The following is a 15082-nucleotide window of genomic DNA, read 5'->3' as shown; positions in this document are numbered from 1 at the left end:
AATGGAAACATTTATCACAGACAAAGTTCAAGAAGATGCAATTAAGGAATTGAGCAAGGTTATTGCCGTTCCATCATATTGCGAAGACGCTGAAGAGAATGCGCCTTTTGGACCTGGACCAAAAAAGGCTTTGGACACTGTTCTAAAAGTTGCTGAATCAATCGGTTATAAGACATTTGAAGATCCAGAAGGATATTATGGTTATGCCGAAATTGGTGAAGGCAAGGAAATCTTTGGACTAGTTTGTCACATGGACGTTGTCCCAGCCGGAAATCTTGATGCTTGGAATACTAAACCATTCGAAATGGTTGAAAAAGACGGCAAGTTATTCGGTCGTGGAACTCAAGATGATAAAGGTCCTAGTGTTGCTTCATTATTTGCTGTAAAGGCAATTATGGATGCTGGACATACCTTCAATAAGAAGATTCGTTTTATCTTTGGTACAGATGAAGAGACACTCTGGAGATGTATGGCACAATACAACAAGAAGGAAGCACCTATTGATATGGGTATTGCTCCTGATTCAGAGTTCCCATTAACATATGCTGAAAAAGGCCTACAACAATCATACTTAACAGGACCTGGTTCAGATGAACTAAACTTGAGTTTAGTCAATGCATTCAATGCCGTTCCTGGTAAGGCTATCTATGATGGACCTAAACAAGACGAAGTTATGGCTGCTCTTAAGGCTCACAACTTTGACGCTGAAAAGGTAGAAGGTGGAATTGAAGTTAAAGGTAACTCAGTTCATGCTATGAACGCTCCTCAAGGTACTAATGCTGTTGTTAGATTAGGTATTGCACTTGCTGACGTCTTCCCAGAAATTCAAGTACTCAAGTTCTTGAAGAAGTTTGGTGAGGATGCTAATGCAACTAATCTATTGGGTGATGTTTCTGATGATGTATCAGGTAAATTAACATTCAATATTTCAAGCTTGGAGATCAGCCCAGAAGGCTCACGTCTACAAATCGATATGAGAATTCCTGTAAAGATCGATCATGATGAATTGATTCAAAAGGTTGCAGATGCTGTTAAACCATTTGATATGAAATATGAAAACTTTGACTATGTTGCTCCATTGTACGTACCAACAGATACAGACTTGGTTAAGACTCTTATGTCAACATACCAAGATGTAACTGGTGATACAGAATCTAAACCAGCTATTTCAGGTGGTGCTACATTTGCTAGAACAATGAATAACTGTGTAGCCTTTGGTGCAATGTTACCAACAACACCAGACTTCATGCATCAAGCAAATGAAAACTGGAGCAAGGCAGATATGCGCAAGGCTATGGAAATCATTGCTGAAGCAGTATATCGTCTATGTGTTTAAGATTTAAGTTTTGTAATATTCACATGAGTGTTATAAAATATTTTATAATTAGAAATTGGAACCGCCTCGGCGGTTCTTTTTTATTTGTTTGAACTCTCAAGACATAAAATTTGTCTTATATTGATAAATTGGTTAGTTTAGGGGTAAGAGGAAACGTTGCATTTTTTCAAAATGTCGATTCATTTGTCAAGAAAGGATATTGCAAGAATAGCTTGCGGGTGAATTTTTATGTTCAATTTTAATACACAACCAAAAAAATATAAGTTCAAAGGCGACATGACTGTACCGGGGGACAAGAGTATTGCCCATCGAGCAATTATCTTAGCTTCCTTGGCTAAGGGAGTCACTCAAATTAGTAATTTTTCGTTTTCCGAGGATCTTTCTACAACTGTCAAGCTGTTTCAAAGTCTCGGCGTAAAGATGTACATAGAACCGTCAAACAAAGATATGATAATTAAAGGATCTAATCGTAATTTCAATCCAGTGACGCATAATTTGAATTTGAATAACGTTGGAGAACTTCAGAGCTTAATAATGGGGATGCTGGCGACCATACCAGATACATATACACTCCAAGGTGGAGAGTTTTTGAGTAAGCGACCATCAGATAACCTTGCGGTCTTGTTATCCGACATGGGAGCCGATCTCACTAGGCTATCAGATGATTATTTGCCACTTCAAATTACTGGGTCAGATAATCTAAGAGGAATAACTTATCAGCAAGATATCGCTAGTGCTCAAATCAAAAGTGGCTTGATCTTCGCCAGTTTGTACGCTGACTCTGAAACAGAGATTCTTCGCAAAATGCCTACACGTGATCATACGGAAGTGTTAGCTAATTACTTCGGTGCGGATATAGTGACTAATCCAGATGTGATTATAGTAAATCCCAAGAATACTAATTTAACCGGTCAGAGTTTAACGATACCAGGAGACTTCTCGTCAGCTGCTTTGTATATTGCAGGTGCTCTATTGTCCGAAGACAGTGATTTGACATTACACCGCGTGGGTCTTAATTCTACGAGAACGGGCTTATTAGACGTTGCTCGTCAAATGGGAGCTAAGGTTGAAGTAGAAAATCGTTCAACTAACAGTGTGGAACCTTACGGAGATTTAATTGTGAAGAGTCAGAAGCTTCACGGTACCACTATTGCCGCTAAACAAGTACCATTCATAATCGATGAGATTCCAATCATTGCTTTGATGGCATCTCAAGCAACTGGTACGACGATTATTGAAGATGTTCATGATGTTCATCTTCAAATCAGTGATCGTATTAGAAATATGCGTGTGGAATTAGCCAAATTGGGAATCGTTATGGAAGTAAACGATGATTCGATCGTTATTCAAGGTAATCAGCCGATTCGTGTTAAAGACGATGTTGACAGTCACAATGACCATCGAATAGCTATGATGTTGTGTGTAGCATCTAATCTAACGGCAACACCATTCCAAATAAAAAATATTGAAGCTATTGATATTTCATATCCTGATTTCATTTCTGATATGAGGAAGGTATTAGTGGGAGCGTAGTTTTACGCTTCTTTTTTTTGTTACATTGACGTATGATTAATGTAACGAAAAATATGTAAGGGGTTACTAAAATATATGATCAAATTTATTGGAACTGACCTAGACGGGACATTACTCAATAGTTATAGTCAAATTCCAGTGGAAAATGTAGAGGCTATTCGACGTGCCGTTAAGGCGGGGATGGTATATTCAATTTGTTCTGGTAGAACATTGCATTCAGTTAATAAGTTTTTCAAAGATGATTTGAAAGTTGCTGGGTATAAAGCTGTTCTAAATGGTGCTGTCGTTGTTGATCCTGAGGGGAAGAGGATTGTTGACCAGCCTTTATCACACGATATTATTGAGGAAATCTTGAAAAGATCAGAGTTTAACAAGTTCAAAATTGTGTTAGATGGTCTTAACTATACTCAAGTTTACGATCCAACCAAAAACTGGACGACTTACTTTGAGGGAAGTAGTCGCCACAATTTGCACGCTGATACGATCGATGACTTACGCAAAAAAAACGATGATCCAGATTTTGAAATTTATAAAGTTTGCTTTAGTACTACACCGCAGAGACTGCCGGAATTACGAAAGAAATTAGAGTCATTTACGTCACTTCCGGTGACGATCAGTCGTTCTGGTAATGATTATTTTGAGATCAACGCTCAAGATGTGACTAAGTTATCCGCTTTGCAAAAGATTTCGGAGTTTGAGAATATTCCCATGTCACAATTTATGTGCTTTGGTGATTATGGCAATGATTATGATATGATCCGCGAAGTTGGGTATGGTGTAGCGATGGATAATGCTATCGAAAAGGTCAAAGATGTTGCTTGGAAGATCACTGATACTAACAATCAAAATGGTGTCGCTAAGATGATTGATCGTGTTCTTGAGGGGGAGTTTGGTTAAGGAAATTACGCTTCTGGTCGGCAGATCAATTTATCTACTACAAAAAACAGTGTTTCGTAACAATCTGGATATATTATCTATTCGTTGTCATGGAACACTGTTTTATTTTTTAGGTGATGAATTGCAGTTACTATTTAGTCTAGAAACAACACAAATTTAACTGTGGATAGCCAACAAATCCTAGCCGTATCATACTCAGATAATCAGTAACTGTACCTTTTGTATGATGTTTTTTAGAAAAAACATCTTGCTAAATACCATGACACGGACTACAATCAAATTGTTCATGAAAACGCTTCAACAATAATGTTTTTTATAAAAAACGTTATTAAAATGATTACAAAGGGGTTTTGATCGTGGCTGAAAAAACTATTATGTTGTGTTGCGCTGCAGGTATGTCAACGACTTTATTGGTCTCAAAAATGCAAAAGGCTGCTGAAGCTGAAGGAATAGATGCTGAAATATTTGCAACCTCAGCTGCTAATGCCGATTCCAAATTGGACGAAAAGAATCCAGATGTACTTTTATTGGGACCACAAGTTAGATACTTGGAAGGACAATTTAAAGATAAATTAGACATACCAGTTGAAGTAATTGGTATGCAGGATTATAGAATGATGAATGGTGAAAAAGTCTTTAAACGTGCGATGTCTATGATGAAAAAATAAAATTTCTATTTTGTAGAGGAAATTACAATGTCAGAAGATCAAAATGATGCGCAATTGGAAGTATGTATGGGATTGATCATCAATGGAGGCAGTGCAAAGAGTTTTGCCTTTGAAGCGATAAAAGCGGCCAAGAATAACCAGTTTGATACCGCGATTGAGAAGTTAAAAGAGGCTGACAAGTACTTGATTGAAGCACATAATGTCCAAACACAAATGCTTAAAAATGAAGCAGATGGTAAATCTGCAGATATTTCATTGATGATGGTTCATGCACAAGATCACCTTATGACTGCTATAACATTTAGAGATCTTGCAGGTGAAATAGTTGATCTATATAAAAAATTAGATTCTAAAAAATAATTCTGACGTATTAGGGCTGGGAGAGTCACTACCCAGCTTTTATTTTTTGCCATTGGGATATAAATTCGATAAAAGAGGTGTGGTTCATGTTTCCCTATCAAAAGGTTCACGAATTAAATCGATTAGAATTGATCGTTTATAAATATATTGTTGGCCATTTTAAAGAAGTTGAAAATATGACAATCAGAGATTTGGCTAACGAAGCACAGGTTTCGACCACTACGGTATTGCGTTTTTTGAAAAAAATGGGTTATGGTGGTTTCTCAGAATTTAAATTTGCTTTAAAGCAAAGTAAGAATCAGCCAGTCAGAAAGTTCAATGATAGTAGTGTAGAACCGATTCAGAATTTTTTTAAGGTGGTTACACAAGAAGGAACCTTTGACGAAAAAATTAATCGTGCAGCACAGATGATCAATGCGGCTGATTTGGTATTGTTCTTCGGCGTTGGTAATAGCGGCAAAATTGCACAGTATGGATCTAGTTTGTTATCGAGTTATGGCATATATTCCTTGCCGATTGCAGATCCTTTTCAACCAGAGCCGTTAGCTGACCGTGACTTTTCCAAGACATTGTTGATCGTAGTTTCTATTTCTGGAGAAACACAACACACACTGCAGCAAGCCAAGTATTACAAGAAGAATGGTGCGGCAACGATTGCTTTAACTGCCAATTCGTATTCTACATTGAATCAAATTGTTGACTTTCCAATTTCTTACGATGTACCGCAAATTAGAAATGGACAAATAAATGTTACGACACAAGTTCCTTTGGTTTATATGCTGGAACAGATTTCAAGCAATGCCTATCACAAAATTAATGAAAAACCACAAAATAACTTTGATAATGAAACTACTAAACAAGATTAGAAATGTATTTATCTTGCTAGATATTTCGCAATCAGTTAATTTATAAATAAAATAATATGGAGGAATATTATGGCAAATTACAGTTTGGGAATTGAAGATTTTGATAAGTTTTATGATCTGTATCTATATTCCTTCAATCGAGAAGATAGTGAACAGAAGCGAAATGCACTGCTGACTAGATACAAGCATTCTCTAGTTTATGGGATTATGAATGGAAACAAATTAGGAAGTGGACTGTTTAGCATTCCTTTCACCGTCAATTTTCACGGTGTCACTTATCATATGAACGGAATCGGTGATGTAATGAGTGCACCTGAGTTCGCTGGTCGAGGTGGTGCTGGTAAGCTGATAAATGCTGCACTGGAGGATATGTATAAGAATAATGTGACCTTGTCATACTTAGCACCGTTCTCATTTGAATTTTATCGTCAATTTGGGTATGAACATGTCTTTGATCATGTTGTAATGAGCATCCCAAGCAATGAGTGGACGCATATTAAAGCCCCCAAGGCTGGTCGAGTTGAACGCATGAATTTGGACGAAGTACCTGAAGCTGCCCGAAAACTCTACAATGACCATAATTCGCTCGGTGGAGTTATTCGTGAAGACTGGTGGTGGGATCATATGGCCTACAAACATTCAGATTGGTTCGCTGCTCTTTACTTTGAGGATGACGACACTTTAGGCGGTTACTTGTTCTACTCTAAGGATGGACCAACTTTGAAGATACATGAATGGTTGACCAAGGATCCTGATAGTTACCGAGCTCTAGCTAATTTTATTACTAAACATCAGTCTACGTTTGATAAATTTGAATATGAGTCTGACGATTCAGAAGTTAAGTCTGATCTATTAGAAGAGCCAAAGATAGCTGATGTTAAAACTGTTCCGTATATGTCTGCGAGAATTGTTAATTTGAAGAGCTTTGTTATGAAATATCCATTCATCAAATACAATCTCGATCCCATCGTAATTGATGTGAAAGATTCATTGTTATGGAACAATCATCGTTGGAAGTTATCGATCGATAAGGGAACTGTTAAGTTTGAGAAGACTAAAGAACCGTATAATATTCAGATCAGTATTGAAAATTTAACTAAAGCTATGTTTGGAACTCGGCAATTAGATTCGTTAGCACACTATGGAGCGGTTCAAGGTGATGCTGTTTCAATTGATCGCTTGAGTCATGCTTTAGTGATTGAAAAACCACAATTAAGAGATTATTTCTAAAAAACATCCCAGAATCAAATGATTGATTCCGGGATGTTTTTTAAACTGCTTTAGTTGCAGATACTTCTTTTATTTTTGGCATTAATAAGTTTAACAGGATAGCAGCTACTGCAGCTACGGCAATAGGTGAGCCTAGTAAGTATTGTATGATCTGTGGAGCTTGCTTAATTACGTTAGCTGGTAATAGCACTAGAGCTAACGTAAGGATGATAGGTAGACCGATGATATAAATATCACGATCCGTCGTGTGCAAGCTACGAATAACATTTAGACCATTTAACATGATAGTTACACAGATTATGGCGAAGACTCCACCGATAACTGGTGCAGGGATGGCAGCTAGGAAGGCTGATAATTTACTAAAGAATCCTAGAACAGAGAACCAAATACCAGCAAACAAGAAAACTCGCTTACTTGCGACACCAGTAATAGAAATAACACCAGCATTGGTAGAATATCCAGTAACGGGTGTGGTACCAAGTAGAGCGGCGAATAAACAACTGAATCCCTCACCAATGATACCCATATTCCATTGTTTCTTACTGATTTCGTGATTTGTAACAGCTCCCATCGCAAACCAAGTACCAGTTGTTTCGGTTGTGATTACCGCGTAAATGATAATGAAGGTAATAATTGCTGAAGGGGAAAAATTGATTCCATAGTGTAACACAGTTCCATTTGGAACGCTGAACCAAGCGGCATCGTAAACTGTTTGCCAATCGAACAATCCCATCATAGTTGATACGACTGTACCGACACCAAGAGCCAAAATAATTGAACCAGTTCTGAAAAATCGTCTAACTTGAGGGAATCGATTACTTATACCTACTGCGATCAATAATGTTAGAGCAGTGATTGAAGCTAGAATAATATTGTTATTGATATTTCCAGTAGCTTTAAAAATATTGTCATTTAAAGCTGAAGGAATCAGCGATAGACCAACGCAGGTGATAATGGTTCCACCAACTAATGCGGGAACTAGCTTACTGATTATCTTCTGGAAAACTCCAGTCAATCCTAGAATAATTAAGATAATAGCTCCGATCAGTAATGAACCGATCAGTGTTCCCATTCCATTACCCTTTAGTCCACCAGAAGCTAGAACAACTCCAGCAGCGGCTCCTAAAGGTACGAAGGACGGTCCTTGAGATACAGGCATTTTCATGAAGACGTAAGTTTGAAGAATAGTTCCAATTCCAGCGGCTAGGAAAGTTGACTGTAATAGGCTCATCTGATCGCCAACTCCCATTGCCATCATTCCTGCCAATATAATTGGGGGAACGTAAATATCCATTGCTAAGACGTGTTGCAGACCTAAGAATCCAGCTTCTCCAAAGCCAACCTTGTCATCAGGTCCGACTAATAAACTGCTTTTATTTTCCATTATTATCTCCTTGATTTATTACTTGTTTTCCAGAAACGTAAACTTCGTTAATTTGATTCTTAGTAGTGTGATAAATCAAACGTTCGAATATATCATTTGCGTTGTTAGACATAATATTAGAGTATTGGTCGTTAACGATTTGTAAATCAGCTTTGTAACCAGCCCTTATTTTTCCAGTTGGTATACTTAATGCGTTAGCACCGCCAACGGTTGCGAGATAAAAAGCATTCACAGCGGAAATTCTAGAATTTTTAACGCCGCTATCCTGTAGCATTTGTGACGACATTATAGCTTGTTGCATATTGCGATAAATACTTGGTGAATATCCACCGGATAGATCAGTACCCATACCGACTTCAACACCCTTATTGTGGGCATGTTTAGTTGATAGAACTGAGTCACCAAAGTAGACATTGGAGATAGGACAATGTGCTATTGCTGTATTTCTTTGTTTAAATAAATCAAGATCAGAATTTTGAAGTTGTGTTCCATGTGCCATGACTGACTTGTTTGTTAGAAGTCCAAATTTGTCAAGAACTTCAGCATCCCTTTGATGGAATCTGTCAATAGCATAGTGATCTTCCCAAATACTCTCACTACAGTGAGATTGAATAGGGAGATTATATTTTCTTGCCAGCTTGCCTAGTCCTTGTAGAGTTTCATCGGTACAACTTGGCACAAATCTTGGAGTAATAACTGGTACCAGTTCAGAGCTAGTTTTTTTCTGCAACTGCTGAAGTTGTTGAATAAATACTTCGGTTTGTTCAAGTGCTTCTTTAGAAGAACTGTCACGATAAAAATCTGGAGTTTGGTCTGGATTATCCATCGCTACTTTTCCTATAAAGGCTCTTTGTCCTGATTCGGCACAAATTTTTGCCAAAATCAAATTGGCATCAACATGAGTTGAGCCAAAATACAAGACACTAGTTGTTCCGTTAGCTAATAATTCATGAACTAAACTTTTATAAGTTTTCCTAGCAAAATCAAGATTCTCATACTTTGCCTCCAATGGGAAAGTATAAGTTTGTAACCACTCATTCAATGGTCTGTCTAAAGCAAGACCAGCCTGTGGCCACTGTGGTGCATGAACGTGTAAATCTGTAAATCCTGGTAGCAGATAACTGCCATTTGGTATGGGATGAAGAATGTTGTGATTTGCAGCAGTTTGTTTGACCGATTTAAAATCCGGTTCATCAACAGATATTACACGATCTATCATTCCTGATTGATCAATACATGTGAGAACTTTGGGTGAAAAATCCGCCTTGTCAAACGATGCTGCAGAAAAAACAGCTCCCTCAAAAACAATTTGATAGGTGATAATCTAACACTTCCTTATTTAAGTTGTTATTAGGTTAACATGAATAATTAATTTAATAAAGAGAGAATTGTTCGGAAATAAATTAAATTAATTAATGATTTACTAATATAATTAGCAATGATTTTAAAGCTTACACAATTATTTCAATAAATTTCCCGAAATCTCTCAATGAAGTATAATGAATATGTTAATGACTCGTACAAACTATGGAGGTTCACAATGAAAAAGATTATCAATAGTGTTGAGGATATAGTTCCAGAAATGATCTCGGGATTAGTTAAAACCAATTCTGACTTGGTAAGACAAATTGATGGAACTACTGCTGTAGTGAGAAATGATAAGAAGTTTTCAGAAGGTAAGCAAGTAGGCGTTGTATCTGGTGGAGGGAGCGGCCACGAACCGCTTCACGCTGGATTTGTAGGAGACGGTATGTTATCAGCAGCCGTTGCGGGTGAAGTATTCACCTCACCAACACCAGATCAAATTTATGAAGCAATCACTGCTGTAAATCAAGGAATGGGTGTTTTATTGATCGTTAAGAATTACTCTGGTGATGTGATGAACTTTGATATGGCAAAGGAAATGGCTGAAGCTGATGACATTAAAATTGGTACGATAGTTGTCGATGATGATATTTCAGTTGAGAATAGTGAATTTACTCAAGGTAAACGTGGAGTTGCTGGAACGGTTTTGGTTGAGAAGATAATTGGAGCTGCAGCTAGATCAGGTATGTCACTAGATGAGCTTGTAAAGTTGGGCCAAGCAGTTATTGATAACACTAAGACTATCGGTATTGCACTTCATGCTGCTACTGTTCCTGCGGTTGGTCATCCTGGATTTGAATTGGAAGATGATCAAATTGAATATGGAATTGGAATTCATAATGAACGTGGTTATTCTGTAGAAAGAATTAAACCAGCTAAAGAGTTGGCACATGAACTGATTGAAAAGATACTCAAGGAATTTGATGATAAATCCGGTGAATTTGCAGTTTTGATCAACGGAATGGGCGGAACACCATTGATGGAACAATATATTTTCGCTAACGACGCCTTGGATGAATTGAAAGATAAGGGAATCAACGTTAAGTTCAGTAAAGTTGGTAATATGGTTACATCCCTTGATATGCAAGGAATTTCGTTGACAATTATGAAAGCAAATACCGACTGGATCAGTAAGCTTAAAGAACCAGTTACAACTATTGGATGGTAATCAGAAAGGATGTCACTATGAAATTAGAATTAGCACAAGCTCGTAAATGGATCGATTTATTTGTGGAAAAAATCGAAGCTAACAAGTCTGAATTGAATGAATTGGACACTGCCATTGGCGATGGTGATCACGGTACGAATATGGATCGTGGAGCTAAGGCAATAGCAGACTCTTTTGAAAAGAAGAATCCTGAGAATGTATCTGATCTGTACAAAGCCACGGCTTTTGCGATGATCCAAAAAGTTGGTGGTGCATCGGGACCACTGTATGGTACAGCATTGTTAGATATGTCAAAAGCTGTCAAAAGTGAAAATATTGAACTGGCAGATTTGATCCAAGTAGGAGCAGACGGAATTAAACGTCGTGGCGAATCGGATGTAGGTATGAAAACAATGATCGATGTTTGGCAGCCACTGGCTGATGATCTTAAATCAGGTCATCTGACACACTCTGACGTTAAAAGTGCCTTAAATTCAACTAAGGATATGGTTGCTACTAAGGGAAGAGCCAGTTATTTGGAAGAAAAATCTAAAGGACATCTTGATCCCGGCTCACAATCAAGTGCCTACTTATTCGATTCTTTGATCGAAGTGATAGGAGAGAATAGCTAATGAAATTTGGAATAGTTATCGTTTCACATTCGAATAAGATTGCTGAAGGTGTCAAAGAGTTGATCTCTGAAGCAGCTCCAGATGTATCGATAACCACTGCTGGTGGGACGGATGATAATGAGATTGGATCCTCAATGCAGAAGATTCAAACAGCTGTTGATGATAATACTGGGGATGAAATTTTAGCTTTCTATGATCTAGGCAGTTCAAAAATGAATTTGGATATGGTTACTGAAATGAGTGACAAGACAATTCATCGTTATGATGTTGCTCTAGTCGAGGGAGCTTACGCTGCTGCAACGATGGCTCAAGTGGATTCACCACTTGAAATAATCGAAGGTAGTATTAAAGACATGAAAATAAAATAATTATATAATAGGTCTAAAATTAGAATTGTATTCTGATTTTAGATTTTTTTATTTAAGGAGAAAAATATGAGCAAAATAGTCGGTATTACCGCAGATGTACTTTTGGAACCTACGTCTGTAATCAATGAAAATAAAGCTGATTTTGTGCCAAGACCAGCAGTCACTGCAGTCTTAGAAGCCGGAGGTGTCCCCGTAAGTTTGCCATATTTCACCAAAGACTCATTAGATAAACTAGATGATCTATTATCAGTGTTGGATGGAATCATATTTACCGGCGGACCAGATGTTGATCCAACATTTATGGGAGAGGAACCTATACCAGAATTAGGCACGACTAATCGAAAAAGAGATATTTCGGAGATTTCGTTGGTGAAAAGAGCCGTTAAGAAACATATCCCAATTTTAGGAATCTGTCGTGGGGCGCAAGTAATAAATGTTGCGCTGGGTGGTTCGTTATATCAAGATTTAGCAACACAGTTTGATGAACCAACATTGATAATGCATCATCAAAAAGCTTCAGGTGATTTGCCTGTTCATCACGTTAAAGTATTAGAATCAGTTCTGCAAAAAACAGTAGGTGATGAGGTATTTGTGAATTCACGTCACCATCAAGCAATCAAGGAACCAGCTCCTAGCGTTAAAATAGCCGCTATGGCTCCAGATGGGGTGATCGAGGCAATTGAGAATAGTGATGCTAGTGTTCAGGCAGTTCAGTGGCACCCTGAAAATATGTGGCAGGATTATCCTGAAGAATTACAGTTATTTAAGGACTTCATTGGAAGACTTTAAAAAATATGCAAAAATCAAAAGCATAGTTATGATATATTAAACGCCTAATATAACTATATTCATGGTAGAATATAAATTAATTGACAGTGTGCCAATTAACACATGATTTAGGAGTTGTGAAAAATGGTTAACATTTTTACAGAAGGATTTCCACAAGATGAAAAGCAAATGGCTGCTAGCCACATAGCCAATGAGGGTGAGAGAAAATATTTATTAGATGAAATACCTGACTACGCTTCACTTATCAATGCCGGCTTGAGAATTCCTGGTCCAATAAAGAATAATGAATATTTAAGTGAAATATTTGAATGTGGATTTAAGGATTTCATCAGTAACTTTGATATAAAAAAACGTGTAGTTTGGGATGTTGCGACTGGACCCGAGGCTTTTGCAATTGTTAATTCAGATGCACAAATAGTTAAAACTGCGGCAGTAAAATTTGAAAATGAAAATCCTTTAGGTGAAATATTTGATATTGATGTATACATTGTCCATGGCGATACATTAGGCTCACTAAATAGAAAAGATCTTCATCTTCAACCGCGAAAATGCTTAATTTGTGATAAAACAGCTGAAGAATGTATTCGTGAACGCAATCATAGCGTTGAAGAACTTCAAGCTCATATTAGTAAATTAATTAATGACTATAAAAAATAAAATTCAAAATAAGCAGAGTCTCTAATCTGATTGGATTAGAGATTCTGCTTATTTTTTTCTGCTATTAATATGAATGTAAAATATTTTTAATTTTTTAAATTTATTAATGCATGATATGATATTAATCATGCTGGAGTTGTCGATATCAGAAATACAAAGGGGAAAATAAAAAATGGGTATGTACCTTATAATTAATATTATAGGTCTTGTAGTTTTTCTTGCTATTGCATTTTTGTTCTCGAAGGACAAAAAGAACATTCAATGGAAGTCAATTGGAATTATGATTATTCTTAATTTACTTTTGGCTTGGTTTTTAACAAGTTTTGGGATCGGGCGTGCAATTGTTTCTGGCGCCGCGAATGGATTTAATTGGTTAGTACAGGTTGCTTATGTCGGTATTGAGTTCGCATTGCCAAGCTGGGTACACGTTAAGAGTATGGATTTTGTTACGAGTGCTTTACTGCCAATCTTACTGATTGTGCCATTATTTGATATTTTGACATATATTGGTATTCTACCCTTCATTATTAAATGGATCGGTAAAGGCTTATCCTTTATTACGGGTCAGCCAAAGTTCGAATCATTTTTCGCTGTAGAAATGATGTTTCTAGGTAATACTGAGGCGCTGGCAGTTTCAAGTTTACAATTGAAGCAAATCAAAGCACAGCGTAATGTTACATTGGCAATGATGTCAATGAGTTGTGTAACTGCTTCAATAATCGGATCATATATTCAAATGATGCCAGGTAGATTTATTTTGACGGCTATACCGATCAATATTATAAATTCTATTATTGTAACTAGTTTACTAAATCCAGTCACAGTTACTCCGGAAGAGGATACAATTGCTAAGCTTAGTGGCGAAGGTGATAACGGTAAAAAAGAACCGTTCTTCTCTTTTTTAGGTGATTCCATCTTAGGAGCTGGTAAGCTTATCTTGATCATTGCAGCAAATGTTATTGCTTTCGTGGCTTTAGCAGCTTTGATCGATAAAATTTTGCAATTGGTAAATCCTTGGCTTACCTTAGAACATATTCTTGGTATCATCATGTATCCTTTTGCATGGTTGTTGGGATTGAATGGACATGATTCGTTCCAAATGGCTCAATATATGGGTACTAAGCTAGTGACTAATGAATTTGTTGTTATGGGAAAAGTTACTAAGATTATCAATGATTTTGATCCGCATTTTAGAGCGGTTTTAACAGTATTTATTACATCATTTGCTAATTTCTCAACTCTAGGGATGATTATCGGATGTTTCAAAGGAATTGTTAATAAAGAAAAAAATGACGTTATTTCAATGAATGTCGGCTATATGTTGTTATCAGGTGTTTTGGTATCACTATTATCAGCCGCATTTGTTGGATTATTCGTTTGGTAATAAAAATGACATCTTCCAGGATGGACTAGCGAGCCTATGGTTCGCTTTTTTTGTAGTTGGTGGTTTTGCTTGCCGCTTCCGGTCAGCAGTAATTCCATTAGTCGGGACCGATTTGAGCCAAAAAGCGGTCTCAAATCTCGCTTGGATGCTTTGCATGGACCGCAAATCATCCAAGACGTCCAGTGCTGTAAATGCGGAAAACCACCCGCATTAACACCACTTTCGCTACTGATTCCATTACTGCTGACCTCCAGCTAAATTTATCGATTCTAAAAAATAATAGCACGTAACGATTATTTGGATGTAAATCTATCCAATAGACGTTACGTGCTATTTTTATTGTTTAAAATTAGATAATAAGATTGCTACTAGTAATGGAGGCTATTCTAGTACTATCACAATTTTAGCTGAGGATGGTCAACAATGGAATCCGCCGTAAAAGTTTACTTAGCGATTTATCGCTAAG

15 protein-coding genes are annotated in these 15082 nt (G+C 37.1%); 13 read left to right on the top strand and 2 right to left on the bottom strand.

What is annotated here, in order from left to right; genetic code table 11:
• The first annotated feature begins 1 nt into the window (after window position 1).
• From U8519_RS02815 to U8519_RS02785, 7 genes are all read left to right on the top strand, one after another.
• On the top strand, window positions 2-1336 hold the full coding sequence (locus U8519_RS02815) for a M20 family metallopeptidase (protein ID WP_334328804.1): 1335 nt from the start codon (window positions 2-4) through the stop codon (window positions 1334-1336).
• 228 nt (window positions 1337-1564) lie between these two features.
• Window positions 1565-2869 (top strand): 3-phosphoshikimate 1-carboxyvinyltransferase, encoded by a 1305-nt coding sequence (gene aroA, locus U8519_RS02810; protein ID WP_334328803.1) that lies wholly within the window; start codon window positions 1565-1567, stop codon window positions 2867-2869.
• A 75-nt stretch (window positions 2870-2944) separates the two neighbouring features.
• The gene (locus tag U8519_RS02805) at window positions 2945-3766 is read left to right on the top strand and encodes a Cof-type HAD-IIB family hydrolase (RefSeq protein ID WP_334328802.1); all 822 of its coding nucleotides are present in this window, start codon (window positions 2945-2947) and stop codon (window positions 3764-3766) included.
• 356 nt (window positions 3767-4122) lie between these two features.
• Window positions 4123-4434, top strand: a complete 312-nt coding sequence (locus U8519_RS02800; protein WP_334328801.1) for a PTS sugar transporter subunit IIB — start codon at window positions 4123-4125, stop codon at window positions 4432-4434.
• Window positions 4435-4461: 27 nt separating this feature from the next.
• On the top strand, window positions 4462-4794 hold the full coding sequence (locus tag U8519_RS02795) for a PTS lactose/cellobiose transporter subunit IIA (protein WP_334328800.1): 333 nt from the start codon (window positions 4462-4464) through the stop codon (window positions 4792-4794).
• A gap of 86 nt (window positions 4795-4880) precedes the next feature.
• Window positions 4881-5660, top strand: a complete 780-nt coding sequence (locus U8519_RS02790) for a MurR/RpiR family transcriptional regulator (RefSeq protein ID WP_334328799.1) — start codon at window positions 4881-4883, stop codon at window positions 5658-5660.
• A gap of 69 nt (window positions 5661-5729) precedes the next feature.
• A complete protein-coding gene (locus tag U8519_RS02785; RefSeq protein WP_334328798.1) occupies window positions 5730-6890 on the top strand; it encodes a GNAT family N-acetyltransferase in 1161 nt (386 codons plus the stop codon).
• A gap of 40 nt (window positions 6891-6930) precedes the next feature.
• Here the strand turns inward: U8519_RS02785 and U8519_RS02780 are convergent, their stop codons facing one another.
• Entirely contained in the window at window positions 6931-8274 is a 1344-nt protein-coding gene (locus U8519_RS02780; protein ID WP_334328797.1) for a uracil-xanthine permease family protein, read from the bottom strand.
• Entirely contained in the window at window positions 8264-9583 is a 1320-nt protein-coding gene (guaD, locus tag U8519_RS02775) for a guanine deaminase (RefSeq protein WP_442892118.1), read from the bottom strand. Before guaD ends, U8519_RS02780 begins: the two co-directional genes overlap by 11 nt.
• A gap of 231 nt (window positions 9584-9814) precedes the next feature.
• Here guaD and dhaK point away from each other — a divergent pair, with 231 nt between their 5' ends.
• From dhaK to U8519_RS02745, 6 genes are all read left to right on the top strand, one after another.
• Entirely contained in the window at window positions 9815-10807 is a 993-nt protein-coding gene (gene dhaK / locus U8519_RS02770) for a dihydroxyacetone kinase subunit DhaK (protein ID WP_334328796.1), read from the top strand.
• Between the two features lie 17 nt (window positions 10808-10824).
• On the top strand, window positions 10825-11418 hold the full coding sequence (gene dhaL, locus U8519_RS02765) for a dihydroxyacetone kinase subunit DhaL (RefSeq protein WP_334328795.1): 594 nt from the start codon (window positions 10825-10827) through the stop codon (window positions 11416-11418).
• A complete protein-coding gene (gene dhaM, locus U8519_RS02760) occupies window positions 11418-11786 on the top strand; it encodes a dihydroxyacetone kinase phosphoryl donor subunit DhaM (RefSeq protein ID WP_334328794.1) in 369 nt (122 codons plus the stop codon). The genes dhaL and dhaM overlap by 1 nt, the downstream gene beginning before the upstream one ends.
• Window positions 11787-11852: 66 nt before the next feature.
• The gene (locus U8519_RS02755; protein WP_334328793.1) at window positions 11853-12575 is read left to right on the top strand and encodes a gamma-glutamyl-gamma-aminobutyrate hydrolase family protein; all 723 of its coding nucleotides are present in this window, start codon (window positions 11853-11855) and stop codon (window positions 12573-12575) included.
• A gap of 123 nt (window positions 12576-12698) precedes the next feature.
• Complete coding sequence (citX, locus tag U8519_RS02750; protein ID WP_334328792.1) at window positions 12699-13232, top strand: citrate lyase holo-[acyl-carrier protein] synthase; 534 nt, start codon at window positions 12699-12701, stop codon at window positions 13230-13232.
• Between the two features lie 178 nt (window positions 13233-13410).
• The gene (locus U8519_RS02745; RefSeq protein WP_334328968.1) at window positions 13411-14616 is read left to right on the top strand and encodes a NupC/NupG family nucleoside CNT transporter; all 1206 of its coding nucleotides are present in this window, start codon (window positions 13411-13413) and stop codon (window positions 14614-14616) included.
• Window positions 14617-15082: the final 466 nt, after the last annotated feature.

This window comes from Companilactobacillus sp. HBUAS59699 (assembly GCF_036913575.1).
GTDB lineage: Bacteria > Bacillota > Bacilli > Lactobacillales > Lactobacillaceae > Companilactobacillus.
The sequence above is the reverse complement of the archived record's forward strand: the minus strand, read 5'-3'. Positions and strand labels throughout refer to the sequence as shown.